Raw genomic sequence first — 24937 nt, forward strand, 5'->3', positions numbered from 1 at the left:
AATTATAATCCCAATAAGCCTTGTGACCTAACAAATTGTGGGGACGAGGAAAGAACTGGAGCGGTTAAACCGGCTATTTTGCGATACTTTCACGGATCATCGTCGCCAACATCGCGGGATTAGCCGAACCCTTGGTGGCTCTCATGCCCTGCCCCACCAAAAATTGCAACGAGGCTTCTTTTCCATTTTTAAAATCTTCAACCACTTTTGGATTAGCCTGAAGTATAGTCTTTACAATCTCGCTCAACTCCCCTTCATTACTTTTTTGTAGGAGGCCAGCCTTTTCAGCGAGAACCACTGGATCGCCTCCGTCCTTGTACATCAAAGCAAGAACATCTTTCGCGCCGCGGGAAGAAATAACTGATTCCCCTACTTGACGCATGAGCTTGGCAAAATTTTCCGGAGAAATTTTAGTGGAAACTTTTGCAAATTCTTCTTCCCACGAATCACCGAAATCTTTTTTCATCAACCCAATCAAATCAGACGTTAAGTAATTAATGGCAATTTTTTCATGTTTTTTTTCTCCAGCAAAAGCCGAGATGACTGCGTTAAAATAATTTCCGAAAGGAATCACCCGCACAAAAATCTCTCGATTTTCTTCGGTCAATTTGTCTCCATACGAAGTGGAGAGCCTCTCTCGCACTTCCCTCGGTAGCTCTGGTATCTCTTTTTTAAGCGCGGCACTAGCAAATTCTGGAATCTCAGAAATCATCAGTTTCGGAAGATCGGGGTCAGGAAAATAACGATAATCATGGGATTCTTCCTTGGCGCGCTGACTAAATGTGACCTGTTTTCCATCATCCCACCCTCGAGTTTCTTGAATGACTTTTTCTCCACTCTCGAGTACGTCGATCTGACGTTCAAGCTCAAAACGCACCGCGCGCTCAACAGATCGAAATGAGTTAAGATTTTTTACTTCAACTTTCGTTCCAAACGTATCGGTGTCGCTCACTGAAATATTTGCCTCAACACGCATTTCTCCTTTTTCCATGTTGGCATTAGACACTCCTAGGTATCGCAACAAGAGTTGCAACTCACGCGCAAATGTTCCCGCTTCTTCCGCACTTTTAATGACAGGCTCAGTTACTAATTCCATGAGCGGTAATCCTGCGCGATTAAAGTCCACAAGACTGTAGTCGCCTTCGTCATGTCCCGATCGAGCCGTATCTTCCTCGAGGTGAATTCGAGTCAGCGCCACGCCAGAAAGTGTGCCGCCTTTTACCAGCGGATATTTGTATTGACTGATCTGATAGCCTTTTGGTATATCAGGATAAAAATAATTCTTACGATCAAATTCAGTAAAATCAGCGAGCTCACCTTCTACGGCCACGCCAACTTTCAAAACATGTTTAACCGCTTCTTTGTTGATCACAGGAAGCGTGCCCGGGTGCCCCATGCAGACAGGACAAATATTGACGTTAGGTTTCTGCTCATCCGGATCATTCTTGGAGTTGCAAAACATCTTGGTCAGTGTTTTGAGTTCTGCGTGAATTTCGAGTCCAATTGTAGGTGAATATTTCTTTTGTGACATGGACATTAGTGTAACGATTTTCATCGCTTTTTACAAATCCCGCATGATTGAGAAAACGGCAAAATTAAACCGAGTACTTTTTTAAAATAGCCGTCAAATCTTTCTTTAATTTTTTGAGCGAGTCGGTGTCAATTGTCGAAACCGTGAGAATGTCGGTTGTTTTTTTGGAAAGTTTTTTTAACTTCTTAGCAACGTCTTCCTCAGAAACCATATCGGTTTTTGTGAGAATGATCACCTCAGGCTTTTGCGTTAACTTCGGATTGTAGGCCTTGAGTTCTGCGCGGATAGTTTTATACACTTCCAAAACATCTTCATTTTCAAGTGAGATACAATGCAAAAGCACTTTGGTTCGTTCGATGTGACGCAAAAATTGATGGCCGAGTCCTTTGCCTTCCGACGCGCCCTCAATAAGACCTGGGATGTCAGCAAGAATGTGTCCGTAAAAATCTCCGAGGTTAGGTTCGAGTGTTGTAAATTGGTAATTGCCAACTTTAGCCGTGGCGTTAGTCAGCTCATTGAGAAGAGATGATTTTCCAGCGTTTGGCAGTCCGATAAGTCCCGCGTCGGCCACCAGTCGAAGTTCAATAAAAAAATCTGCCTCGTCCCCGGGTTTCCCCGGAGTCCATTCGTACGGTCGAATATTTTTTGAACCCTTGAAGTGCTCGTTGCCATAGCCGCCGCGGCCACCTGAGAGTAACAACACCGATTCGCCTTCCTTCAAAAGTTCCACCACCTTTTTGGTTCGCAAGTTTGTGACAAGCGATCCAACCGGCAAAAGAATTTCCAAATCATTGCCGCCTCTTCCGTGCATACTTTTGTTTTTGCCACTTTCACCGTTCTCAGCCCGAAATTCTTTTTCATGTCGATACTTAGCGAGCACACCGATGTCCCTCGCCCCGCGCACGATCACATTTCCTCCATTGCCACCGTCGCCTCCGGCAGGACCGCCGAATTCTTTACCTTTCTCGTGCAACCACGAGACAATACCCCGGCCACCATTGCCGGCTTTCATGTGCATTTTTAATTCGTCTACGAAGGCCATAGGATTTTAGTTTATCAAGTTAAAAGTTATAAAGTTCATCAAGTTACAGCACCTTAATAAGACCGGACAGAAGTTTTGAGATCTCAATGGAACTTGAATAAATTTCCTTGAAATCGCTCTCCTTGAGATATCCTAACTCTACACCAACATGAGCCATTGAGCGAACTTCTCCACATGACCCTTTCGCCACGTATAAAAATTGCTTGAACTCTTTATTGCTTCTCCTTTCATATCCTTCCGCAATATTATTTGAAATACTCACTACCGCTCTCTGAATCTGATCCCTAAAACCGTAATCTTTATTATCTTTTAAAATTTTATAAAGTAAGACAGCTAAACTTTTTGCCCTTTGCCACGAAAGTATATCCTCAAATTTTTCTATCTTCATACTTTATAAACTTGATAACTTGATGAACTTTATGAACTTTATGAACTCAGAGCGAGCTCCGCGAGCTTAATCGCCCCGGCTTTTGATTGTGCAACGGCCATGAAGCGACCGTTGTGACAAAAAACAGCATCGGGAACGCCGGTGACAGAAGCTAACTCAGCGTCGCGCTTGCCAGCCCAAGCCTCTGGCAAATTCTTCCGATTTTTAAATGACGCTTCGTCATCCCGAATGGCGCCGACATTCCATTTACCGTCGGGGCGAGGATGCACCACAAACAACGGCTCCGAAAATCCTCCCAGGGTTTTTTGGTGAGGATAAAAAGCGTCGAGCACAACCACTCGTTTGTCTTTCGACGATTCATACGCCGCAATCACCAATTTTTCCGCTTCAAGCGAGCCCCTAGAGTGCTCAATTTCACGCGTCAAAATTTGCCGCGCGATAGCAACTGCTTCTAAAAATTTTGTGTCGAGTGAGTCGATCGATTCCTGCCATGTTGGTCTGAGATTGTGGAAAAAATCACCCACAAGATACGGCTCAACGTCATCAAAGTTTTTTTTATAAATATCGATGCCGTTATCGCCCGCGTCAATCGAAGAAACCAATTTTTGATCCACCGAGGCCGCCAACTTTTCTGAACCGGCAATATCCTTGCCATACTTCTGCCACACCAAACCGAACGCGGCGAAGGAGATTCCATTCGCTCGCTTCCCCGCACCTCCCGCTTGATGATGATCAAAACGGTTGTTTTTTTCGTCATGCGCGCCACCAACATCCACCACAAAATCTGCCTTGCGCAATCTATCTTCATCGCGAGTTCTAATCACGGTAGTCAACACAGGAGTTTTCTCCAACAAACACAAAAGAGTAGCCACAGCAAAAATATCATCCGGGTGGAACATGCCATCATGCGTAGCAATTACAACCTTTTTGTCCATAATGGAACTACTATACTACAAGTGCGAAAGAGAATCGAATTATCGATTGAGCATCCTTTTTATGTCTTCTAGACCTTGAGTGAGCAAATCAACTTTTTTATGTAACACGTGGATGAGCACCTCTTCATCTCGAACCTCTGATTCAGTTTTTTCCTCAACTTTTTTCTCATGCTTCAGCCCAGACATGATGATTCTGTCTCCGATAAAAAACGAGACAAAGATACCTGTGCCCAATAGGATTATCATACTGATAAGAAGAGAAATTATGGGATCAAAAATAATTGCCCATAGCCCGCCCTTCAGAGCCAATATGTCCGCAAGATCCCAGATGCCTCTCCAAAATAAAACAATCGACACCGCTCCGATGAGCGCGTAGAGAATCGGAACGTGACTCAATTGTCCTCGAGTTTTATCTTCCAAATGATCGAAAAATTTAAGAATTTTAGTCATAAAATCAAAATTATTTTTTATTATTCTTTTGCTTGTTAACAAGCCATGAACTCGACTGCACCTTGCCTCCATGACCGATATTGAAAACCATTTTGATATTGTGCTTGTTGCATACGACACTTTCTAAACTGGGAATTTCATCGGGGTTTCTACGATCTCCGCCGTTCGCAAAAATGTCAGGTCGGATTTTTTCAAGCTCGGCGCAAACGCTCGTGTCAGTCACTATTTCTGGATGTGAGGTCAACACCACTTCATCGACTGCGGCTAAAGCCTCCAAAATTTCTTTCCGCTCGGCTTCTGGCATAAACGGTTCGCCCTTTTTATTTTTTAGCCAGTTATCGTTGTTTAAAATTACAACCAATTTGTCCCCGAGTTTTTTAGCCTCGTTAAACATCCGCACGTGACCGATGTGGACTGGGTCAAATCCCCCAGAAACAGCGACTACGAGGGGTTTCTTGTTGTTTTCTGCTTTTTTCATATTTTCTATTCTTCCTAATCAAGCTTTAGCAACCTACCCGTCCGCTTCACCTGTGCAAACATTGTAGCAAAAAACCAAACGACCAGCACGGCGTAAAAAAGAGTACTCCCGAAACCGAAGGCCAAATCCCGAAGTGGCAAAGTTCCGAGGGCAATCACATGTCGCATACCCTCAAAAACGTACGTCGAAGGAATCATATACGCGAGTGGTTGTAAAAATTTCGGAAGCGCTGAAACCGGATAAAACACGGCACTGAAAGGTTGAATAAGAACAATAAAACCCCACGCAAATATCTGCGCTGACGTGCCAAAACGCAAAATGACAGCCGTGCTGAAAAGACCCAACGTCCAACCAAACAGAAGCAAGATTGCCACAAATGGAATCAAGTACAACCCGAGCGTAAATAAGTTGAAACTGTAGAGGAAAAAGGCCAGCGGAATCATAACGAGCGCCGCGAGAATAATTCGTATCAATCCTACAAAAATAGTCGACGTGAGAAACTCAGAAACAGTCAGTGGCGTTACAAAAATATTTAAAAGATTTTTCTCCCAAACTTCTTCCAAGAATGCGATAGAAACGGCTTTTTGTGATTGATCGAGTAACACCCAAAAGACAATCGCTCCCAAAAGAACTGTCACAACATTTAAACCACCGAGCTGTAATTTATCAATGTAGACACTGAGAAATCCCCAAATTAAAATTTCCATCACCGGCCAATAGAAAATATCCATGAGCCGTGGCAAGCTTCTCTTGTAGAGATACAGATGGCGAATTAACAATGCATTGATGCGGTGTAACTTCATAAAAAGTAAATCCGAAATTCGAATATCGAAATTCGAAAAATATTTAAATAATAATTTTTAAAATTTCAAACATTGCAATTTAAGAGTTCGTTTCGGATTTCGGGTTTAGTGCTTCGAATTTTGAATCTTCATTTCTCGCTATGTGTAAAAAAACATCATTCAGGTCGTTCTTACCGTATTTCTTAATCAGTTCAATTGGCGTTCCTTCATCCTTTATTTCCCCGTGATTAATAAAAATGACTCGATCGCAAATTTCTTCAACCTCGGCCATATTATGCGTTGTATAAAGCATCGTCACCTTTCGTTCACTCCGAATTTTCAAAAGCATTTTTCGGGTACGATCAGCAATGTCGGGATCCAAGCTCGAGGTCGGTTCGTCGAGAAGCAAAAGTTTTGGATCATTTAAAAGCGCCTTCGTAAGATTAACCCTCGTCAATTGTCCAGTCGATAAATTAGAAGTCATCTTGCCTAAAAAATCTTTAATCTCGAAAAAACTGCTCAGTTCTGCAATTTTAGATTTAACATCAGAAACGCCATACAACCGCGAGAAGGTTTTAAGATTTTCCATGACGGTCAAATTGCCCGGAAGAGCAACGTACGGTGACGAAAAATTCATCGCCCCTAAAATTTCTTCTCGATGGCTACTCATATGCTTGCCGAAAATTTTTATGTCACCGGAGGTTGGCGTAATAAGATCGAGAATCATTTGAATGGTCGTGGTCTTCCCTGCTCCGTTTGGGCCCAAAAGTCCACAAATTTCTCCTTCATACACATTGAAAGAAATTCCTTTTACCGCAGGAATTTTGTTAAACGTTTTAGCGAGATTTTTTACTTCGATAACTGCGTTCGGCATGCCAGATAGTATAGCAAAAATTTATCGCCGAATCAGCAGACAAATAAAAATCCCTCGAAAATGAGGGATTGGAACCTAGTTAATTCATCAAGGGGCGATTAATGTGACCGAGCTTGCGTCCGGGCCGTGCTGGCTTGCCGTAGATGTAGATTCTCGCTTTCGGATGAGGCAAAGATGCTTGGACCTGCTCGAGATTACCAATAACATTGACCATCTTGCCGCCCTGTCCTCGAACCGCAGTAGAACCGAAAGGTAATCCGCAAACCGCGCGGATGTGTTGCTCAAACTGACTTGTGTAAGCCCAATCAAGCGTAACGTGTCCGGAATTGTGCGGACGAACTGCAAATTCGTTGAAAAGGATCTTACCATCCCGAGCGTAGAAAAACTCAACTGCCACAAGTCCAACCACTTCAAGACGATCAGCAATCCTTTTCGCCGAATCAAGAGCAGCCGAAGCAACTACGGACTCAACAAAGATTGATCTCTCTGGCCAAACCGTTTCAACCAAAATACCATTCTCGTGGAAATTCCGAAACGGCGCATAGGCGCGACATTCCCCGGTCTGACCCCGGACAACGATCACCGAAAACTCAAAGAAAAAATCGACGATCTTTTCCAAGACGCAGTCGACACTTCCGAGTTCAGCGAAAGCCGGCTCGAGCTCCTCCACCGAATTTACTTTCCGTTGGCCTTTACCGTCGTAACCGCCGGTGCAAGTTTTTAAAAGCATGGGAAAGGAACAATCCGCGAAGTGACTGAAGTCGCTTGCTTTTGTAACCACGCCGTACCAAGGATTTTTAATCCCAGCAGAAAACGCAATCTCTTTTCCACGCCTGCGATCCTGCGCCGCGAGGAGTGCTTCTGTGCCCGGGAAAACTTTCTTACCCAGGCCCTCCAAAAATTTGGTGGCCCAAAGAAAACCGGGACCTTCGTCGAGCTCGCAGGTAATCACACCGCACTGCTCGGCAAAAAACTTCAAAGCATCGCCATCTTCCCAGCCTGCAACAAAGCCTCGAGCAACCGTGAGCGCACAGGCGTCCTTTTCAGGACAGTAGATTAAGGGTTTATATCCAAGTTGAGCGGCCGCAGCAGCAAGCATCTTGCCAAGTTGACCACCACCTAAAATCCCAACGGTTGAACCGACTGGGAGCGGAGACAAATTCGTCGTCATAATTATTCCTTATTTCAATTGTTCAAACTTTTGCCATACTACCCAAAGGAGAGAAATATGCAAGATTACGCATCATAAAAAACTTTGCCAGTTTTGTAGCTATCAATCACATTCGGCACCATTGCATACAAGGGCGACGGAAGCTTGTCCATATCATACCAACCCCACGACTCAAATGAATCAGGCTCACACACTTTTGGCACGCCAGATTTCCAATCGGCTACGAAACTAATGTTGATGTAATGTTTGGGGGCATATTCTTTTTCGTTGTACACTCGCAGAAATCGAATATTTTTAATTTCAATTCCGGCTTCCTCTTTTGTCTCTCGTCTAACACAGTCCACAATCGATTCCATGTATTCTAAATGTCCGCCGGGAAAACAAAACTGGCCTTTTCCGTGTGCGCTTTTGCGCTTTCCCAGCAAAACTTTCCCATCTTTAAAGATCATTACTCCACACCCCACAGATGGTCGTAAATTTTTATCGAAGTCTTTCATATTTTATATAAGCTAAATATTTGGTGTGGTGTCATTCCCGCGAAAGCGGAAATCTAGGCTTCACAACAATACCATTTTCTGGATCCCCGCATTCGCAAGGATGACAGAAGAAGCAACCATGGGCATTTTCTAATTAACTGACGTTAAAAACTCCTCAACATATTTTTTAATACTTTTCTCTGCTCGCCAACCCAGCTCGTCGCGAGAACGAGAAAGGTCGATAGTAGAAGTCATGCGATTGCCCGCGCGCTCAGGCAACATTTGGATTTCTCCACCAAAAAGTTTGGCAATGTCCAGTATTGAATACTCTTCTTCTGCACCCAAACCATAGCCATCACCAAGGCCTTTTTCTCCAACCAAAATTAAACCTCGAACGATATCGTCAACATGTGTAAAAATCCGAGTTTGAGTTCCCGGAGCAACCACAGAAAGCGCCTGGCCATTTTTTGCTTTTTCTTTAAAAATTCCGATGACCGTCGCAAAGCCACCAGTAGAAATTTCTCGTGGGCCGTAGACGTTATAAAAATACGTGATGGCATACTTGAGACCAAACCAAACGCCATAATTTTTTACGAGCTCGGTGTTGCTGGCCTTGGTCCAGGCGTACGGACTTTGGTCGCGGCCGAGTCCCCCATCGCCGAATTTAGTACTTGAACCAGCGTAGACGATTTTGGCACCAGCATTCCGAGCAAATTGCAATACCGCAAACGTCCCATTTTTATTTGAAGCCCAAACCATTTCCATATCCTCGAAACTTTTTTCGACACGAGCATACTCACCCAAATGAAATATCAAATCGGGTTTAATTTTTACCAATTGAGCAATCTCACGCGTGTCACCGGCAATATAGGTTGCGCCAGCAACATGGTTTTCTTTTGAACCCGTTGAATAGTTGTCCAGCGAGTAAACCTCGTTACTGGAATTTTTTACCAGTTGCTCAATCAGATTTGAGCCAATAAAGCCCGCTCCACCGGTTACTAAAATAGTCTTTTTTGCCATAACTCGATAACAATAGCGCAAAAGTTCTTACTTTCCAACATATGTAAATCGTGGAACTTCTTTTCCATTATGCTCAACTTTCTCTAAAAACATTCCGACTGGGCGAACCCATAATTCTCCTTCGCCATAGAGCGCGCGATACACTACTAATTCTTCGAGCGATTCGCTGTGTGTAGCAACCCCAATAACTTCGTAGCGCTTACCTTTGTAGTGTTCGTACGTTCCTTGTTTAATTTCCATAAATTTAATTACTGCTACTTTAGTTGACTAAAGTAGCCAAATTTAATCAGTGCTTACTAAAATAATTCTTTTTTTGAAACCTCCTCGCTCCGCAAATTTTTGCTTTTTAATTTTCAGAATTTTCCGTCGATCGAACTTTTTAAACGCAATGACCGCGTCAAGCACCTCTAAAATATCCGCTATCTCTTCCATATTCTCGTCTTTATTAAATTCCCCAACCTCTTCCAACAATTTTTCTTTCAGTTTCTGCCAATACTCGTTTTTACTGGCGACGTGAACCACGGCAGTTTCTCTTTTTTGTTTAATGATTTGAGGAATTTTATCCCGTACCAATTTGTTGTACTTCATTTAAATTTGATTTTGATAATTCATGCGAATGCACGTTGCCATATCATCTACCAAATTAAGCTCGAGCGATTCTTTTGGCGAAATCCAACAAAACCCCTGATGTTCTTTTTCAACGAGAGTAATTTTTGGTTTATCACTCAAGACGAGCCGAAACATGTGATACACAAAATCATAACCCTCATGATGCACGTAGACTTTCCGCAAATATTTCAAATCTGATTCCTTCAACGTTAATCCCGTTTCTTCAAATGCTTCCCGCGCCATTGCCCGTTCTAACGTTTCTCCCTTTTCAACTTTCCCCGCCGGCGCTCCCCACTTACCGCCTTGCGACTTATTATCGTTTCGATGCAATAGCAAAATCTTGAGGAACGAAGGCGACGAAATACTGAGGCCAGCAGGCCGAATGTGTTGGGAAGAGAGCTCAACAAAACAACTTACCACTTCAAATTTCGGCTTAAAATTTTTCGGCTCTTCTGTATACAACATACTAATTTACTCCTATAACTTAAAATATTTTTTCAGGGCGCCCGAAAAATCACTTCCGTCATCAAAGCGCTCGAAGTCCTTGGCCTCTATCCACGTAAACCGATCATGTTCATCACTTAATTTGATATCACCGGAAACGTACGCGCATCTAAATCCCACGATATACACAAGCTTTCCAAAATTCCTATGATCTTTAGCAAACTCATGATACCAAACTACAAAAGGCTCCTGTACCTCAACCTCTAAGTTTGTTTCTTCTCTTACTTCCCTCTTTAGTGCATTTGTTAAACTGGCCACATCCCCGAGCTTCGCCTCTCCTTCCTGAATTTTTCCACCTGGAAAATCCAGCCCACCCTTTGGATCGTTCAGCACCAAGACTTTTCCATCTTTCTCAATGAAAGCTTTTTGACCGACACAAAATAATGCATCTTTTTTCATATTTTTGTTTGATTATCTAGGGCTTCCAAAGTTGGATGCAGTTCGAGGCGCGAGCGATTTTGCGACTAAAACATATTCCTATATGGTGCAGGAGCAAAATCGTGAAGTAACGAAGAAATGCGCCAACTTTGGAAGCCCTTATCGTAAATAATTACCACTTTCATACCGTCGTACTGCCAAACTATACACCAAATATGTTATACCTACCCACACAACTGTCATTGAAAACCCAAACAAAACCAAAAAAATCGAGTGAGACTTAATGATATAGATTGGCGTGGCGCTCGTCAAAAGCGCAGGAACAACAGTCATGAAAAATATTTTCATTTTATTGGGGAAAATAGCACCGGGATAGAGTCCTGGGCGGATAAAAATTTCAAACAGCTGGTTTGAAATTATCTCTCCATCATGAACAAAAAATACCACCAGAGAACACAGCAGACGCAAACACAGAAAGACGATACAACCCAAAATAATTGCAACGATATATAAAATCCAAGTATACAAATCAAACCTCGAAAACACTCCATACAAAAAGGCAACGACGGCACCTTGCAACAAATCACCGTAGGCAGTCACCGAAAACGACGAACCTCCGATTTTTAAAAAAGTATTAACTGGCGATACCAGCACGCCATCAAACGTGCCTTTGGTGACCAGTTCCGGCAAATCCACAACCCCTCGGAAAAAAGCGTGGGTAAAACCGAAAGCCGTAATCGAAACTCCGAGCATTCCAAACACATCAATACTTGTCCAACCGTTAATTGGCCCAGTCGCCTGCATAAACAAAAACCAAATAATAAAAAAGGTGAAATTATTCAAAATCATACTCAAAACTCCCACCCAAAAAGAGCCTGAAAGCGCGTGGGCGTTTTTTAAATTATATTTTGATTGTGCGAAAAAATAATAAAGACTGTGCAACATACATTTTATCCGTTAATCGACAACTTTCGCATTGCCCGCTTTGAAATAACGGCCGTCAGAACGCCAAAGATTACAATCCACGCACATAAATTTAAAACCGATACTGGAAATCGCTCAGCAAAATTGGGATACATGGCATACGAAAGCGCCACCGAAGCACCGAACGGAGAAAACTCGGCGAACAGTTGCAATGCTTTCGGGAAAAAAGCAATCGGCACCCAAGCGCCACCAAAAATCATAATTAATTTACTAACCACAAAATAGATTGGCTCACTGTTCCCCAACCAAAATCCGGAAAGTCCGCACAGGACATAAATCAAACACGTGAGAATTTGACTGAGGAAAAATATTACCAAGAGAGAGCCTATCCAAACTGGAAGAGTCTGACTCATCTGCGGTAATCCAACAATCAAAGTATCTAAAACAACAGAAAGTACGAGCGCCAGCACAAACGTCGTAAATCCTTGGCCGATCTGCACAAAAACTTTCTGCCAAACGTATCCAATCGGGCGCAACAAATACATTTCAATATTGCCCGAAAGAATATCCTGTCTGAAAATTTTTTCTATATTGCGAAACCCCAACCAAAAAACAATAAAATACATGGACATGCTCCAGATGGCGTTTGAGAAAGGCAGCTTGGATCCTATCTTTGGCAACAGTTCGTAGACATATTTGTACAAAAATAAACTAAACAAAAGAAAAACGGTGTGATTGATCATTTGAAAAATCAGTTTCTTTTTTTGTTCGACAGTATTTTTGGCGACGATGTAGATGTAATAAAAAGCTTTATACATTGGCTATTTTTTATAGAGCGCCACAAGCACATCTTCCAAAGACGGCGACAAAATTTCCACTTCCCCATTGTAGCCACCATCCAGAATTTTTTTGAGGACAGCGGTTACATCAGCAACGGTTGTATCAATCGTAAAAATAGTACCGCTGGCATCGTTTGATTTTGTCACACCCGACATTGAGAAATCAGCAACATATCTTTCGGAAAGCACTATGCGCCGCTCCTTTTGAATCATTTTTCTTAACTCGCTCGTTGGTTCATCCACCACAATCCGTCCGTAGTTAACAATAATCGTTCGGTCACAAATAGCTTCAATATCCCCCACATCATGCGAAGTGAGAAAGATCGTCATGTTGTGTTCAGCTCGAAGCTTCGAAAGCGTTTCTCGCAATACTTGTTTGGCAATAATATCGAGTCCTATGCTTGGCTCATCGAGAAATAAAATTTTAGGTTTATGAATTAAGGCGCAGGCAATTTCCACACGCATCCTTTGTCCTAGAGAAAGTGTGCGAATCGGCTGATCTCGAAATGGCTCAATGCCCAAAGTTTTTTCAAGATAGGTAATGCGTTCTTTGATTTCTTTTTTTGAAAGGCCGTACATCACTCCAAAGAGACGCAACGTATCTTCTGGCGGAAGATTTGGCAGGAGATTGCTCCTTTGGCCAAACACCGCGCCGATCTGAGCCACCACTTCTTTCCGATTTTTCTGAGGAGACAACCCCAACACCTGTATCTCACCGCTCGTCGGCCACAAAATTCCCGTGAGCATTTTAATGGTCGTTGATTTCCCCGCGCCATTTGGGCCGATAAAAGCTACCGCTTCTCCCTGAGCAACAGAAAAATTAACACCGTCAACAGCAACAACGTCCTTGCCCTTGTGTTTAAAAACTTTTTGTAGATTTTTAACTTCGATCATACGCATTATTATAAATCATTTGGGTAACATTACACCCTTTGCAAAATTTGACACATACATAGTAATATTTTATGCTCAATTTTAGTAATTAGAAACACAACAATTTCCAAGGAGGAATTATGTCTCCGCGGGTAGCAGAAAAAAGACGAAAAGAAATCCTGATGGCTTACGCAGCGTGGAAACCCATCGTGGCATTTGTCAGCAGGCTGAGCAAACACTTACGCTACGGACAGAGTAGCTTGCTTGACGTCGGCACGGGAGAAGGTGTCTTCGGCCTTGAAGTGGCTAAGGAGTTTGGAGTTAGCAAAACCACACTCGTTGATATCCAAGGGGCTCTCCTCGTTGAGCTTGCAGCAAATACGGTTTTTGAAATGGCGGATGTTTGTGATGAAAATTTTGTGCCAAAATTTCAGAATCAATTTTCTGTGGTGACCTGTTTCAAAGCTCTTCACGAATTTCGGAATCCCGTCCAAGCTGCCCTAAATCTGGTTCGAATTTTGCCCGAGCGAGGAGTAACGTTTATCATGGATCACGCAGAGGAGGGTTGGGAACATCTGAGAATTAACCGCTTCCAAAACAAGGGGTCGCTGTTACATTACGAACGAGACCTCGACCGACTAACACTTAGTAGATCCCGTCTAACCACAAACACAGGAATCCGCGATTTCTGGGAACAGGAGATTTTTCCTGGATTGCCGGGAGAACACTACCTGACCTTTCACGGGCATATGTACTCGATGATCTACGTAGCCCGGCAATAGCCATGAGCAGCAACTTTCCATTAGTTATTTTACACCTCTGAAAAATCAGAGGTTTTTTCTTTTCTGGTCGAGATTAGCAACTAAACCGAAAATTTGACTTATTACAATAAATGTTTTACTCTACCATTAGTTGGTCTTCGTGAAAACTCCCATGAAAAAGATTGTCTTTCAAGCATTGCTAATCGCGCTAGCGACAGGCGGTGCTCTCGTAATTTTGGGTCTATTACTTCGACCTGAGTTGCTAACTCCGGGCTGGATAAGTGCCACGATGGCTTTCAGCTTTCTCGTAAACCTGTGGGACTTGCGCCGCAGGGCTCGTCGCTCTACTTCTAGGGTCCTATGATAAAGATCATTCTTCGGTCTCTGCTCCTCTCACTCGTGCTTAGTGCTCAAGCATGGATTTTGGTTATGATGTTTTGCAACGTGTCACTGACCTCTGGTTGGATGTACAGTTGCATGGCGCTAACCTTCACTGGAAACATAATCGCCGAAACTCGCAGCACTCGCCACTTCTAACTTCGCCACGGAATTACTGTCCGTGGCATTTTTTATATTTTTATCCCAGATATCACAACAGGTTTTCATTGTTATAAAAATCTTGCCACTTTAGTTAACTAAAGTGGCAAAATTTAAAATTAAATTTTTAAAAAATTAAGCTTTTTTAGTAACCTTATTCTTTAATTGCAAAAATGTTTTCAAATCTTCTCGTACCTTTTCGGTCAAATCATACTCAAAAACTTTATCGAGCGAAATCCAATCGAAATCTGCGCCTTCTCCAAGATTTATTTCTGATTTTTTCAATTCACTTTCAATATAATAAATATAGCGCCAAGTGTTTTTTTCAATATTTAGGTAATCACAAACTGGAACTAAATCGCTTGAATCGATTTCAACATGAAGTTCCTCCATCAACTCTCTGACACAACAATCTCCGGGAGTTTCACCCCCTTCATTTCCCCCACCAAAAAATGCCCACTTATGTGGATTATTTTTAGTATTACCATCTCGCTTATGCAATAAAACCTCGTTTGATTTTGAATTATATAGAAAACATCCAGAATAGAATCTAGTATATTTTATGTTCTTAGGCACCATGACACTTCTTGTATTTTTTCCCAGAACCGCACGGACAAAGATCATTTCTCCCAACTTTATTTTCAGGAATTCCGGGAATTACCGCGTGGGATTTTCCTTGGTGCTGACGATTTGATTGCGCGTCCCCCGAACCGATGATTTGAGCCTGTTCGTGAACTTCGGCAAGTTTGCGCTGTTCAACGCGAAGGCCGGCACCAAGATCAGCCGAAGCTGTAGCGGCGATAACAGGGATCAATCGGCTAATCTGATTCATCGTCGCATCTTCCATTTCTTTGAAAAGTCGCAACCCTTCTTTTTTATATTCGACGAGTGGATCACGCTGACCGTAGGCGCGAAGATTTACCGAACTTCGCATGTAATCCATAATTTCAAGATGTTCAATCCAGAAGGTGTCGATGGCTTGGAGCATAAGCCGGCGGAGACCCGTGAAAAAATCCTTGTCCCCCACTTCTTTCTTTTTATCAGCCACAATCTTGACCAACGCCTCATCCGTCCCAGCCATTTCAAACAAAGTTTTCTCAAGCTCTTCTGTAGTGCCGCGAAGAATATTTCGGCGTCTTCCGTAAATTACCGAACGCTGGAAATTTAAAACGTCATCGTATTCCAAAACGTGTTTGCGTGCGTCAAAGTTAAAACCTTCAATTTTAGTTTGTGCCGTTTCCAGTGATCGGGTAATCAAGCGATTCTCAATAGCCTGATCCTCAGGAATACCAAAGCGTCCCATCATAGTTTTGATAGTATCCGACGCAAACACGCGCATCAAAGAATCTTCAAGCGAAACAAAAAATTGAGTTTCTCCCGGATCACCCTGACGTCCTGATCGTCCTCGAAGCTGATTATCAATGCGTCTCGCTTCATGTCTCTCGGTACCGAGCACAAAAAGTCCACCGGTTTTTTTCACTTCTTCATACAGTTCCTCGGTCGAAGGATTGCCTCCGAGTTTGATGTCCACTCCTCGTCCCGCCATGTTGGTCGCGATAGTCACTGCACCTTTGCGTCCAGCTTGAGCAATAATTTCTCCTTCGCGTTCGTGATTTTTGGCATTGAGAACTTCATGCAGTACACCTTCTTTTTTCAAATATTCAGAAAGTAATTCGTTCTTTTCAATCGAAACTGTTCCGATTAAGACCGGCTGGCCCTTGGTGTTTTTTTCTTTTACTTCTCGAGCAATGGCACGGAATTTTCCAAGTTCGGTTTGGAAAATTTGATCATTGTGATCTTTTCGAGCAATAATTTTGTTAGTTGGCACGACGAGTGTGTCAGCGCCATATACTTTGTAAAATTCCTCGGAAGAGGTTTTCGCGGTACCCGTCATACCTGAAAGTTTTTTGTAGAGTCTAAAATAATTTTGGAAAGTAATCGAAGCCATGGTTCGGGATTCTTTTTGAACGGCCACACCTTCCTTGGCCTCAATTGCTTGATGAAGTCCTTCTGACCAACGTCTGCCCGGCTGGAGTCTTCCGGTAAATTCATCGACAATAATCACCTCACCGTTCTTGACCACATAGGCTTTGTCTTTCTCATACAGAGCCTTGGCTTTGACCGCCGACTCTAAATGATGGACATACTTAATTCCCTTTTCAGTATAAATATTATCAACACCTAATTTTTTCTCGGTTTTCTCAATTCCAGAATCGGTCAAACTAATCGTGCGCAACTTTTCATCCACTTTAAAATCTTCCTCCGCGTGTAAAGTCTCCGCAATTTTGGCAAATATATCGTATAAATTCTCAGAATCAACCGTCGGCGCAGAAATAATGAGCGGAGTTCGGGCCTCATCAATTAAAATCGAATCGACTTCGTCAACAATGGCAAAATTAAAATCTCTCTGGCGAAGTTCGCGTTCGTCGTACGAAATGTTGTCGCGGAGATAATCAAAACCAAATTCGTTGTTGGTGCCGTAGGTAATATCTGCGTTGTAAGCCTCACGACGACTGACCGGACGCAAAAATTCATGAATCACTTTAAACGATCCAACTTCATCTCGAGACTTATCGAGCTCGACATGTTTAGGATCGTAGATAAATGAACTTTCGTGATTGATGACTCCAACCGACAACCCGAGGAAAGAATAAATTTGTCCCATCCACACGGCATCACGACGAGAAAGATAATCGTTGACCGTGATGATATGCACACCGTTTCCCGAAAGCGCATTCAGATACGCTGGCAAGGTTGCCACCTGGGTTTTCCCTTCTCCGGTACGCATCTCGACAACATTACCTTTGTGTAAAATTGTTCCCCCGATAAGTTGAACATCGTAATGCCTCTGGCCAAGCGTTCGGCGAGCCACCTCACGAACCACAGCAAAGGCTTCAGGCAAAATTTCATCGAGAGTTCTCCCCGAAGCCAATTCTTTTTTAAAATACTCAGTACGCTTTGAAAGCGCCTCGTCAGAGAGCGGCTTAATGGTCTGTTCAAAACCATTGATCTCAGCAACAATCGGCAAAAAAGCCTTAATCTTAGAGTCGTTATTGTCACCAATCAGTTTTTTGAAAAATGAAAGCATCCGCCAATACTAACACAAAAAAATATAACTAAAAACTCCCCCAGAGGCTCGGCCTCTGGGGGAGTTTTTTAAACTATCGCTTTCTTTTTGTGGTCTTTTTCTTCTTGCTAACTGTCTTTCGCTTTGCTACTTTCTTTTTTTTCTTCATAGAGATTTTTCGGCGAGTGCGGAGAATTCTTCAATCGTGTGACCAGAAAGAAACTCGCCATTAATTATTTTGATAAACAAGTGCACAATTTAAATTTCTTCGACCAAGAAATTTTACTGCCTGAGTTAAGTATTGCATGTAGCAACTCAATTGCAATGGTTTTTTTAAAAAACTTGGGGACAACGAGAAAAATTTTAAGAATTAGATTTTTTTTCTTCCTCCACTTTTTTAGCCGAGTCCATCGGATGAGAAGTTCTTAGATTTTTGAGATTAATGAAAGCGATGATAATGGTTACCAAGCTACCAGAAAATGTAAATGGCGACGGCAGGACAAACAAGATAGACAGCATGGTCAAAAGTAAGGTAAGTGTCACAGCATGAAGTGAAATTTGGTAGGCCTCTTTGTACGTCATTGCCACTTTCTTAAGTCGAGCCAAACCAAAAATAATTAGAGCGACAATCAAAAGCCACAAAAGATTGGCAAAGAAAAAAATCAAAAATGATACGAGCAAGGAGAAGAAAATTCCGAGGGAAATTAGCCAGTGGTGGCTGACAATTTTATCAGACCAGTGCAAAAGCTTGGCGCGGTCGAGACTGAAATCCGGAATCTTGCTCAAGTCGGTAAATTCAAATTGTCCTTCGCGCTTTGAAGTCACGGCAAAATTTTTGCCAATTAAAAGCGGGGTGTCAAAACTTTTAAAGGTGTCAATCGAGAAATCAGATTTGGTATCAATCACTAAGAGATTTTTGCTCGATGGATTTTTTGTTATAGCCTTAACGATGTAGGGTTCAGAAACGTTTGTAGAAACTACACCGCCTTTTATTTGTATTGCGAGCTCAGCAGGATAAAAATCAATAACTTTCTCTAGCCGCTCTTTAGTAAAAATGGACGAAAATTCAATACCCAAACTAAACGCCAAAATAATTGAAAGTACAACACAGAGATTGATGAAGTACTTAAACGATGAAGAAATGCCCGCCCCTCTCAGGTGGGAATAAAATTCTGGATTATAAATACTATTTTTTATTTTTGTAAGAAAATTCATATAGCTATAGTATATCTTGAAACTCTTACAGTATCAAAGCAGGATTAGTCGAGATACTGAACTTCCCACTCAACATCGATGCCGGTTTTTTCCTTAACAGATTGAGTAACTTCAAGAGCGAAATCTGTAACACTTTTTGCGTCTGCCCCGCCAAGGTTAACCAAAACAATTGGCTGTCTTTCAAATAATCCCGTACTTCCCTTGACTAACCCTTTCATATTGCAAACATTGTCCAGGATCCACGCGAGAGAGATTTTAATAGTAGATAGTCGGTAGTCGGTAGCTAGTAGAGGAAACCCGGGAAGGTCGGGAAATTTTTTCTTGAGTTCCTCAAACTGCGCAACAGGAATAATCGGGTTTTTAAAAAATGATCCCGCTGTACCAATTTTTTGTAAGTCGGGAAATTTTTTACCACGGATTTCTAAAACTCCTCTCCGAACATCGAAAATTGTCGGGGTGATCTTCACCAGTGCAAAATAATTTTTTAAATCTTTATATTCTAAATTAAGCGACGCGTTTTTTTTCAAATGAAAATTAACCGCCAAAATTATGTAGGATTTCCCTGCTGGGGTTTTAAAAAAACTGTCGCGATAGGCAAATCGACATTCGTCACTAGAAAAAATTTTAATTTCTCCTGTTTGAGCATTGAGAGTTTCAACCGACATAATGGTTTCTTTCACTTCCACTCCATAAGCTCCGATATTTTGCACAGGCGCGGCACCCACCGTTCCGGGAATACCTGAAAGATTTTCTAGGCCAAATAACCCGCGCACCACTACCGACTCAACAAAAGTATCCCAATTTTCTCCCGCTCCAACTTTTACTGAAACTTCATCCCCTGTTTCCTCGAAGGCGACCCCTTTAATTTGATTTTTGATAACCACCCCTTTAAATCCAGAATCACTGACGAGTAAATTGGAACCGCCACCGAGAATAAAAAATGGTAAGTTTTTTTCTCGAGCAAAATCCACAGCTTCGCGCATTTCTTCCAAAGTTTCCACAGGAAAAAAATACTGGGCAGTTCCGCCGATTTTAAACGTGGTGTGTTGAGAAAGCGGAATATTCTCGTGGAATTTCATTGGTACATACTACTGAAAAAACACCCAAAGGTAAAATTTGAATGGCTCAGCCTCCGCATACATTAACTAGTCACGGCCGTGACTAGTTAATGTATGTCTAAAAATAACCCGTCACAAGCCCCAGGCTTGTGACGGGTTATTTTCAAATATTCTAATTGGTTACACTAAAATTGTGGAGTCTTGCCCGATCTAATTTGCTGAATAATCTGATCCACCTGGGGTTTTGTCGAAGGATTTAGTGTCGCCGCTTTATTAAGGTCAGCGATCGCTTCGGAAGTTCTACCTGCGCCCATAAATACCGCTGCTCGGGTAAAATAATTTTGAGGATTAGTAGGATCAAGCACGATGAGCGCATTGAGACTTTGGAGCGCTCGTGTAAATGCTTTCGTGGTGTAGTAGGCAATAATGAAACGTTGATCAGCGAGCACAGATTCTGGCTTCAAAGGTTTGAGCACGAGATCGGAGGCAGAAATTTTCCCATCATACACAAGCGCGAGCGCGTAGAGCCGGCGTGCCTCATCGTAACTCGGATCAAGGTCAAACGCAGTCTTTAAAACTTCAACAGCTTTCTGACTGTCACCCTTCGCTAAATAGGTCGTACCGAGAGAAAACATAATGGTCTGTTTTTTGGGAGATAGGGTCACCGCTTTTGAAAGATCGGTAATCGCCGTGTCAAAATCACCAAAACTAGAAGCCAAACTGCCAGCAAACAAGAAGTACCGCGCATCATCTGGGGTGCGTTTCAGTTGAATTTTGGCGCGCTCGGTTGCCAGATTGAAAAAATCAGATTTAATTTTCGGATCAACACCCGCGACTGTTGCAGCTTGATTGGTGGCTTGAATTAATTGCTCCAAAATTTCCGGATCAGCAAAAGTGCCATAGGAAAAAGCTTTTTCGTAATACGCAATATTCTCTGACGGACCGCCCGGGTGATTGGACAGCGCCGCGATCAAGGTTGATGAAGCGAGCATTGCGGGAACGTTCACGATATAGATGATGAAAATTACACCAACCGAAACAATCGGTATGATAATTTGATCTCGGACTCCATGATCAAGATTGTGAAGTTTTTTCTCGAGGAAACTTGGATTTTTTTCAACCGAACTCTCAATCCACGCAAGCACCATCACAAACAAGATGTAACTGGTGAGATTATCAAAGACGGTTAAGTTGTGAACAAAGTACGCAACCAAAAGCCCCGTAATCAAACCCTTTTCCATAAATGAAAATGGTCCCTTTTTTCTCCAGACATAATAGAGCGCGACACCGAACAGAGAAAGGTATGAGAGCAATCCCAAAATTCCACCAGCGATAAGCCAGTCGAGAAAAACGTTGTGTGTGCGATCAAACCACTGCTCCTGACTGTACATCCGAGGATCGTAATACTTGTTGAATACATAATTGAAACTCTCCTGACCCCAACCAAGTATCGGATTTTCCTTAACTCCTTGGAATGCGATCGGCCACAAAAGACAACGAGATTTTAATTCCCCGTTACAGATCTTTGTCTTATCGAAGGTCAAGGCTTCATCAACAAAAGAACCCAATCGGTGCAGAGCCTCGCTGTTAGCCACAAAATGTGACTTGCGTCCGAGTACAAAAAGTCCTCCAAGGAAAACCATGAGAATGAGGATGCCCAAACTGATCCGTCTTAACAGTTGATCTTTTCTTTCGAAAAAAGCCAGCGTCGCTGCAAAAACCAAAAGCCCGAGCACGAAACCGATTTCAGCACCTCTCGTCGCTGTTTCAAAAAGAATGAAGGTGTCAGCAAGCACGGCAAAACCATAGGCGACCGGCCAAAACCACTGCCAATCGCGCGTGCCATAATGTTTCCTTAAATAGGTACAGAAAAAATATAAAGCCAAGAAAATGTGGAACAACATGTATCCGCCAAGATAGGCTGAGTTACCAATGGTTGTATCGATGCGAGTTGAACCCTGATGAATCGGCAATTTGCCACTGATCTGAAAACAACCGTACACAAACAAAATGAGACTGACACCGATCGATGTTCGGAAGAGCCATTCCCATAATTTTTTAGTCATCATAGAACTCAACACCACAAACAAAGCAAAAAGATGCGCCAACGTCACCCAACCTTCCATGCGTTCGAAATTTGACCAAAAACTTTTGTAGACATTCGGACTGAGCAAATCAGAAACAAATATCACGGCAATAAAAAGAGCAAAGGCTTGCAGAAGTCGTGAGGATTTCGGTAGTGCGGTCTTGTCGCGCAAGGCGAGGATAATCCAAAGGCCCGTAATGATTTCTACGATAATTCTAAAAGCAAAATTCTTGCCGGTGATAAATGGAAAGAAAAAATTACTTGAAACGATGAGGCAAATAAACGGTAATAAAAAAAATCCTGTAAAAATAGAATACCGCAAAATTTTGTTGGTTTGCATGACAAAAACTATATCATGGGTCCTGGAAAAAAAATAGACAATCCTGTTTTGGATTGTCTAGGCGGCAGGGCGCCTGTAGCGCTCTTCCATAGAAGGAATAATTCGCGGAAGGGCAAAGGCTTGGCCCAAAGCTCGAAAAGCTTTGGATAGCGACTCGCACTGAAACCTTCGCTTGCTGACCATAATGTCTCTCAACATGCCCTCTTCCTCCTGCCTTTGCTCGGGCGGATACTCCACACCAACTTCCACTCGAGCGGGTCGCTGGCGTCTTTGGGCGCAGAGCACGAGCGAAGCCAAAACCTGAACGTAATCACCGTCAATGTCAGGTGCAAATCTCCTTGCGTGAAATGTCATCAGTTCAGGAAGAAGCGAAACGTGAAAAGCCACCGTACCAAACATCGGGTCAAGACCTTCCCAGCCCGTGGCCTCGGCGTATACCGCATTGGCCTTTTGTTCACTCGCAACTTGAAAGTCCGGCCATGTTGCCCAACTCCTTTGTGATCGACAGGCCATTGAGACCAGTGTCCGAACGCCGTCGATGGGAGCAGCAATTGTCGCCGCGAGCTTTGGAAGAAACCGCTTCTCCGGCTCAAGCCACATGACGCGATCATAGCGCGGATAGTCGAGAACAAATTCATGGGCGTGAAAAAACGCCTGTCGCCGAGAAGCCGCCATGCCAGCCTGGTGCTGACGGAAGACAATTGCCCCCGATTGTCTGAAAGCATCGGCATAGGAAGAGTGGCGTGAGTCATCGACGATGATGACGACGCACCTCTCTTCCCGCGCGGCTAAAAAAGTTTCGCGAGCCAGTTGAGCTCGAAGTGTGTCTCGCAATTCGTACCGCGTGGTTGTAACCAGAAGAGTCTTGCCTATATTGTGCATAATAATGATCAGTGATTTCTGCGTTGTTGTTTCTGTCTAAAAACAAACTATCATTACGAATAGCAAAAATCAATTTCTTATTATTCCCAATTTTTAAAATGAACCAACTTGACACCTTTTGACACTTTTGCTATATTTGGCAATGAATCCCGTAGTAGAAATTGGCTTCGCTGTTTGCTCCAACGAACTTCGGATTTGCTTCAAAACATATCATTACAAAACTTAATCTAATTTAAATTTGGCGAAAGTTGCAATACAGCAAACCAAGCCAATTTTCACTACGGGATGAACGAGGAAATTAAACCTGGTGCAGTCTACACGACAGCCGAAACTCAAAAAATTCTCAAACTCAGCGAGAGCACTATTAAACGTCTCTTAAAAAGTGGCATCATTAAGGCCAACAAGATCGGCGGGCAATATCGCATTCTCGGCCACGAACTCCTTACCCTTCTCTCCCCTACTATAGACAAGCAAGCCACCGACTCCTACCAGAACCTGAAACAGACCGTTAAGAAAAAGATAAAAAACTGGTAACAGAGAGGCTTTGACACTTGTTCTACATGATATACTTACTCGCAAATCGTTTAAAATTATGAAAACTGCCACAAAAAAAACCGACAGCCAAAAAGTTAAAAAAGCTTTGATCACCGGCATCACCGGCCAAGACGGTTCATATCTCGCGGAGTTACTTTTAGAAAAAGGGTACGAAGTTCACGGACTCATCCGCCGATCATCGAGTTTTAACACGGGCAGAATCGAACATCTCTACCAAGATCCTCATTTACCGAACACCAAACTGTTCCTCCACTACGGTGATCTTTCTGACAGCACCAACCTTCAAAGAGTGCTTTTTAAAGTGAAGCCAGATGAAGTCTACAACCTCGGCGCGCAGTCGCACGTCAGAGTTTCTTTTGATTTGCCCGAATACACCGCAAACGTCACCGGCGTCGGGGCTCTCCGACTTTTGGAAGCCGTCAAAAATGTTGAGGAACAAACTGACAAGAAAATAAAATTTTACCAGGCATCATCGAGTGAAATGTTCGGTGCTTCAAAACCTCCGCAAAATGAAGACACCTGCTTTGAACCGGTCAGTCCCTACGGCGCAGCTAAAGTGTTTGCCTTCAACATCGTGAAAAATTATCGCGAATCCTACAACATGTTTGCGACCAATGGCATTTTGTTTAATCACGAATCTCCACGACGAGGCGCCACCTTTGTCACTCGAAAAATTACTGAGGCAGTCGCCCGCATCAAGCTTGGCCTTCAGGAAAAATTATATTTGGGGAATCTTGAAGCCAAAAGAGACTGGGGTCACGCCAAAGATTATGTAGTTGCAATGTACCTCATGCTTCAAGAAGAAAAACCAAATGACTATGTGATCGCCACTGGCAAACAATACACTGTCCGCCAATGCGTTGAATTCGCCTTCAAAGAAATTGGAATTACTATTTCGTGGAAAGGCGCCGCTGAAAAAGAACAAGGGGTTGATACCAAAACCGGTAAGGTTCTCATAGAAATTGATCCTCGTTATTTTAGACCGGTAGAGGTTGATTCCCTGCTCGGCGACGCGCAGAAAGCTCGGAAAGAGCTCGGTTGGAAAACCACGATTAGTTTCGAGGCCATGATCAAAGAGATGGTAGCGCACGATTTGGAAAACGTTGAAAAAGAAAAGAAATTAGATAAAAATGCGATTGTTTTTTCTTCTTACTATAAGCGT

28 protein-coding genes are annotated in these 24937 nt (G+C 42.8%); 3 read left to right on the plus strand and 25 right to left on the minus strand.

Going from position 1 to position 24937, the window contains the following annotated elements; translation table 11 throughout:
- Positions 1–73 precede the first annotated feature (73 nt).
- From gatB to V4467_01405, 18 genes are all read right to left on the minus strand, one after another.
- Positions 74–1531 (minus strand): Asp-tRNA(Asn)/Glu-tRNA(Gln) amidotransferase subunit GatB, encoded by a 1458-nt coding sequence (gene gatB / locus V4467_01320; GenBank protein ID MES2087612.1) that lies wholly within the window; start codon positions 1529–1531, stop codon positions 74–76.
- A 64-nt stretch (positions 1532–1595) separates the two neighbouring features.
- Positions 1596–2573 (minus strand): GTPase ObgE, encoded by a 978-nt coding sequence (gene obgE, locus V4467_01325; protein MES2087613.1) that lies wholly within the window; start codon positions 2571–2573, stop codon positions 1596–1598.
- Positions 2574–2616: 43 nt separating this feature from the next.
- The gene (locus V4467_01330; protein ID MES2087614.1) at positions 2617–2961 is read right to left on the minus strand and encodes a four helix bundle protein; all 345 of its coding nucleotides are present in this window, start codon (positions 2959–2961) and stop codon (positions 2617–2619) included.
- Positions 2962–2999: 38 nt separating this feature from the next.
- Positions 3000–3896, minus strand: coding sequence for an MYG1 family protein (locus tag V4467_01335; protein MES2087615.1), 897 nt, complete (start codon positions 3894–3896; stop codon positions 3000–3002).
- Positions 3897–3935: 39 nt separating this feature from the next.
- On the minus strand, positions 3936–4346 hold the full coding sequence (locus V4467_01340; GenBank protein ID MES2087616.1) for a hypothetical protein: 411 nt from the start codon (positions 4344–4346) through the stop codon (positions 3936–3938).
- Between the two features lie 10 nt (positions 4347–4356).
- On the minus strand, positions 4357–4824 hold the full coding sequence (locus V4467_01345; protein ID MES2087617.1) for an adenylyltransferase/cytidyltransferase family protein: 468 nt from the start codon (positions 4822–4824) through the stop codon (positions 4357–4359).
- A gap of 14 nt (positions 4825–4838) precedes the next feature.
- Positions 4839–5555 (minus strand): ABC transporter permease, encoded by a 717-nt coding sequence (locus tag V4467_01350; GenBank protein ID MES2087618.1) that lies wholly within the window; start codon positions 5553–5555, stop codon positions 4839–4841.
- Between the two features lie 151 nt (positions 5556–5706).
- The gene (locus V4467_01355; protein ID MES2087619.1) at positions 5707–6480 is read right to left on the minus strand and encodes an ABC transporter ATP-binding protein; all 774 of its coding nucleotides are present in this window, start codon (positions 6478–6480) and stop codon (positions 5707–5709) included.
- A gap of 79 nt (positions 6481–6559) precedes the next feature.
- Positions 6560–7651 (minus strand): 5-(carboxyamino)imidazole ribonucleotide synthase, encoded by a 1092-nt coding sequence (locus V4467_01360; protein MES2087620.1) that lies wholly within the window; start codon positions 7649–7651, stop codon positions 6560–6562.
- A 65-nt stretch (positions 7652–7716) separates the two neighbouring features.
- The gene (locus tag V4467_01365) at positions 7717–8148 is read right to left on the minus strand and encodes an NUDIX domain-containing protein (protein ID MES2087621.1); all 432 of its coding nucleotides are present in this window, start codon (positions 8146–8148) and stop codon (positions 7717–7719) included.
- Between the two features lie 129 nt (positions 8149–8277).
- Positions 8278–9147 (minus strand): NAD-dependent epimerase/dehydratase family protein, encoded by an 870-nt coding sequence (locus V4467_01370; protein ID MES2087622.1) that lies wholly within the window; start codon positions 9145–9147, stop codon positions 8278–8280.
- A gap of 27 nt (positions 9148–9174) precedes the next feature.
- Positions 9175–9387 (minus strand): DUF1653 domain-containing protein, encoded by a 213-nt coding sequence (locus V4467_01375; protein ID MES2087623.1) that lies wholly within the window; start codon positions 9385–9387, stop codon positions 9175–9177.
- 42 nt (positions 9388–9429) lie between these two features.
- The gene (locus V4467_01380) at positions 9430–9735 is read right to left on the minus strand and encodes a nucleoside triphosphate pyrophosphohydrolase (protein ID MES2087624.1); all 306 of its coding nucleotides are present in this window, start codon (positions 9733–9735) and stop codon (positions 9430–9432) included.
- A complete protein-coding gene (locus V4467_01385; GenBank protein ID MES2087625.1) occupies positions 9736–10221 on the minus strand; it encodes an NUDIX hydrolase in 486 nt (161 codons plus the stop codon).
- Positions 10222–10233: 12 nt separating this feature from the next.
- Positions 10234–10659, minus strand: a complete 426-nt coding sequence (locus tag V4467_01390; GenBank protein ID MES2087626.1) for an NUDIX domain-containing protein — start codon at positions 10657–10659, stop codon at positions 10234–10236.
- Positions 10660–10797: 138 nt separating this feature from the next.
- On the minus strand, positions 10798–11583 hold the full coding sequence (locus V4467_01395) for an ABC-2 family transporter protein (protein MES2087627.1): 786 nt from the start codon (positions 11581–11583) through the stop codon (positions 10798–10800).
- A 5-nt stretch (positions 11584–11588) separates the two neighbouring features.
- On the minus strand, positions 11589–12380 hold the full coding sequence (locus tag V4467_01400; protein ID MES2087628.1) for a hypothetical protein: 792 nt from the start codon (positions 12378–12380) through the stop codon (positions 11589–11591).
- Positions 12381–12383: 3 nt separating this feature from the next.
- A complete protein-coding gene (locus V4467_01405; GenBank protein ID MES2087629.1) occupies positions 12384–13295 on the minus strand; it encodes an ATP-binding cassette domain-containing protein in 912 nt (303 codons plus the stop codon).
- A 119-nt stretch (positions 13296–13414) separates the two neighbouring features.
- On the opposite strand from V4467_01405, the gene V4467_01410 reads away from it, so the two are divergent.
- On the plus strand, positions 13415–14056 hold the full coding sequence (locus V4467_01410) for a methyltransferase domain-containing protein (protein MES2087630.1): 642 nt from the start codon (positions 13415–13417) through the stop codon (positions 14054–14056).
- 462 nt (positions 14057–14518) lie between these two features.
- Here V4467_01410 and V4467_01415 read toward each other — a convergent pair whose 3' ends face one another.
- From V4467_01415 to V4467_01445, 7 genes are all read right to left on the minus strand, one after another.
- Positions 14519–14641 (minus strand): hypothetical protein, encoded by a 123-nt coding sequence (locus V4467_01415; GenBank protein MES2087631.1) that lies wholly within the window; start codon positions 14639–14641, stop codon positions 14519–14521.
- A 66-nt stretch (positions 14642–14707) separates the two neighbouring features.
- Positions 14708–15196, minus strand: a complete 489-nt coding sequence (locus V4467_01420) for an NUDIX hydrolase (GenBank protein ID MES2087632.1) — start codon at positions 15194–15196, stop codon at positions 14708–14710.
- Entirely contained in the window at positions 15141–17660 is a 2520-nt protein-coding gene (secA, locus tag V4467_01425; protein ID MES2087633.1) for a preprotein translocase subunit SecA, read from the minus strand. The genes V4467_01420 and secA overlap by 56 nt, the downstream gene beginning before the upstream one ends.
- Positions 17661–18002: 342 nt before the next feature.
- On the minus strand, positions 18003–18854 hold the full coding sequence (locus V4467_01430) for a DUF1189 family protein (GenBank protein MES2087634.1): 852 nt from the start codon (positions 18852–18854) through the stop codon (positions 18003–18005).
- A gap of 44 nt (positions 18855–18898) precedes the next feature.
- Positions 18899–19933 carry a UDP-N-acetylmuramate dehydrogenase gene (gene murB, locus V4467_01435; protein ID MES2087635.1) on the minus strand — a complete coding sequence of 345 codons (1035 nt, stop codon included), beginning with the start codon at positions 19931–19933 and terminating at the stop codon, positions 18899–18901.
- Positions 19934–20097: 164 nt separating this feature from the next.
- A complete protein-coding gene (locus V4467_01440) occupies positions 20098–22338 on the minus strand; it encodes an O-antigen ligase family protein (protein ID MES2087636.1) in 2241 nt (746 codons plus the stop codon).
- Positions 22339–22395: 57 nt separating this feature from the next.
- On the minus strand, positions 22396–23220 hold the full coding sequence (locus V4467_01445) for a hypothetical protein (protein MES2087637.1): 825 nt from the start codon (positions 23218–23220) through the stop codon (positions 22396–22398).
- A 285-nt stretch (positions 23221–23505) separates the two neighbouring features.
- Here V4467_01445 and V4467_01450 point away from each other — a divergent pair, with 285 nt between their 5' ends.
- Positions 23506–23754 (plus strand): helix-turn-helix domain-containing protein, encoded by a 249-nt coding sequence (locus tag V4467_01450; protein ID MES2087638.1) that lies wholly within the window; start codon positions 23506–23508, stop codon positions 23752–23754.
- A 58-nt stretch (positions 23755–23812) separates the two neighbouring features.
- Positions 23813–24937, plus strand: a 1125-nt coding sequence (gene gmd, locus V4467_01455) for a GDP-mannose 4,6-dehydratase (GenBank protein ID MES2087639.1), incomplete at its 3' end; no start/stop codon positions are given.

Source organism: Patescibacteria group bacterium (genome assembly GCA_040390045.1).
Classification (GTDB): Bacteria; Patescibacteriota; Minisyncoccia; order Phycocordibacterales; family SIBU01; genus SIBU01.

What these genes read in the sequence shown, in the direction of transcription:
- V4467_01385 (MES2087625.1), bottom strand. Translation starts at nt 10,221, where the DNA reads ATGTTGTATACAGAAGAGCCGAAAAATTTTAAGCCGAAATTTGAAGTG.
- V4467_01400 (MES2087628.1), bottom strand. Translation starts at nt 12,380, where the DNA reads ATGTATAAAGCTTTTTATTACATCTACATCGTCGCCAAAAATACTGTC.
- V4467_01375 (MES2087623.1), bottom strand. Translation starts at nt 9,387, where the DNA reads ATGGAAATTAAACAAGGAACGTACGAACACTACAAAGGTAAGCGCTAC.
- V4467_01405 (MES2087629.1), bottom strand. Translation starts at nt 13,295, where the DNA reads ATGATCGAAGTTAAAAATCTACAAAAAGTTTTTAAACACAAGGGCAAG.
- gatB (MES2087612.1), bottom strand. Translation starts at nt 1,531, where the DNA reads ATGTCACAAAAGAAATATTCACCTACAATTGGACTCGAAATTCACGCA.
- V4467_01420 (MES2087632.1), bottom strand. Translation starts at nt 15,196, where the DNA reads ATGATCTTTGTCCGTGCGGTTCTGGGAAAAAATACAAGAAGTGTCATG.
- V4467_01365 (MES2087621.1), bottom strand. Translation starts at nt 8,148, where the DNA reads ATGAAAGACTTCGATAAAAATTTACGACCATCTGTGGGGTGTGGAGTA.
- V4467_01440 (MES2087636.1), bottom strand. Translation starts at nt 22,338, where the DNA reads ATGCAAACCAACAAAATTTTGCGGTATTCTATTTTTACAGGATTTTTT.
- V4467_01360 (MES2087620.1), bottom strand. Translation starts at nt 7,651, where the DNA reads ATGACGACGAATTTGTCTCCGCTCCCAGTCGGTTCAACCGTTGGGATT.
- V4467_01350 (MES2087618.1), bottom strand. Translation starts at nt 5,555, where the DNA reads ATGGATATTTTCTATTGGCCGGTGATGGAAATTTTAATTTGGGGATTT.
- murB (MES2087635.1), bottom strand. Translation starts at nt 19,933, where the DNA reads ATGAAATTCCACGAGAATATTCCGCTTTCTCAACACACCACGTTTAAA.
- V4467_01450 (MES2087638.1), top strand. Translation starts at nt 23,506, where the DNA reads ATGAACGAGGAAATTAAACCTGGTGCAGTCTACACGACAGCCGAAACT.
- V4467_01335 (MES2087615.1), bottom strand. Translation starts at nt 3,896, where the DNA reads ATGGACAAAAAGGTTGTAATTGCTACGCATGATGGCATGTTCCACCCG.
- V4467_01380 (MES2087624.1), bottom strand. Translation starts at nt 9,735, where the DNA reads ATGAAGTACAACAAATTGGTACGGGATAAAATTCCTCAAATCATTAAA.
- V4467_01395 (MES2087627.1), bottom strand. Translation starts at nt 11,583, where the DNA reads ATGTTGCACAGTCTTTATTATTTTTTCGCACAATCAAAATATAATTTA.
- V4467_01340 (MES2087616.1), bottom strand. Translation starts at nt 4,346, where the DNA reads ATGACTAAAATTCTTAAATTTTTCGATCATTTGGAAGATAAAACTCGA.
- V4467_01355 (MES2087619.1), bottom strand. Translation starts at nt 6,480, where the DNA reads ATGCCGAACGCAGTTATCGAAGTAAAAAATCTCGCTAAAACGTTTAAC.
- V4467_01430 (MES2087634.1), bottom strand. Translation starts at nt 18,854, where the DNA reads ATGAATTTTCTTACAAAAATAAAAAATAGTATTTATAATCCAGAATTT.
- V4467_01445 (MES2087637.1), bottom strand. Translation starts at nt 23,220, where the DNA reads ATGCACAATATAGGCAAGACTCTTCTGGTTACAACCACGCGGTACGAA.
- V4467_01330 (MES2087614.1), bottom strand. Translation starts at nt 2,961, where the DNA reads ATGAAGATAGAAAAATTTGAGGATATACTTTCGTGGCAAAGGGCAAAA.
- obgE (MES2087613.1), bottom strand. Translation starts at nt 2,573, where the DNA reads ATGGCCTTCGTAGACGAATTAAAAATGCACATGAAAGCCGGCAATGGT.
- V4467_01390 (MES2087626.1), bottom strand. Translation starts at nt 10,659, where the DNA reads ATGAAAAAAGATGCATTATTTTGTGTCGGTCAAAAAGCTTTCATTGAG.
- V4467_01370 (MES2087622.1), bottom strand. Translation starts at nt 9,147, where the DNA reads ATGGCAAAAAAGACTATTTTAGTAACCGGTGGAGCGGGCTTTATTGGC.
- V4467_01345 (MES2087617.1), bottom strand. Translation starts at nt 4,824, where the DNA reads ATGAAAAAAGCAGAAAACAACAAGAAACCCCTCGTAGTCGCTGTTTCT.
- V4467_01410 (MES2087630.1), top strand. Translation starts at nt 13,415, where the DNA reads ATGTCTCCGCGGGTAGCAGAAAAAAGACGAAAAGAAATCCTGATGGCT.
- secA (MES2087633.1), bottom strand. Translation starts at nt 17,660, where the DNA reads ATGCTTTCATTTTTCAAAAAACTGATTGGTGACAATAACGACTCTAAG.
- V4467_01415 (MES2087631.1), bottom strand. Translation starts at nt 14,641, where the DNA reads ATGAAAACCTGTTGTGATATCTGGGATAAAAATATAAAAAATGCCACG.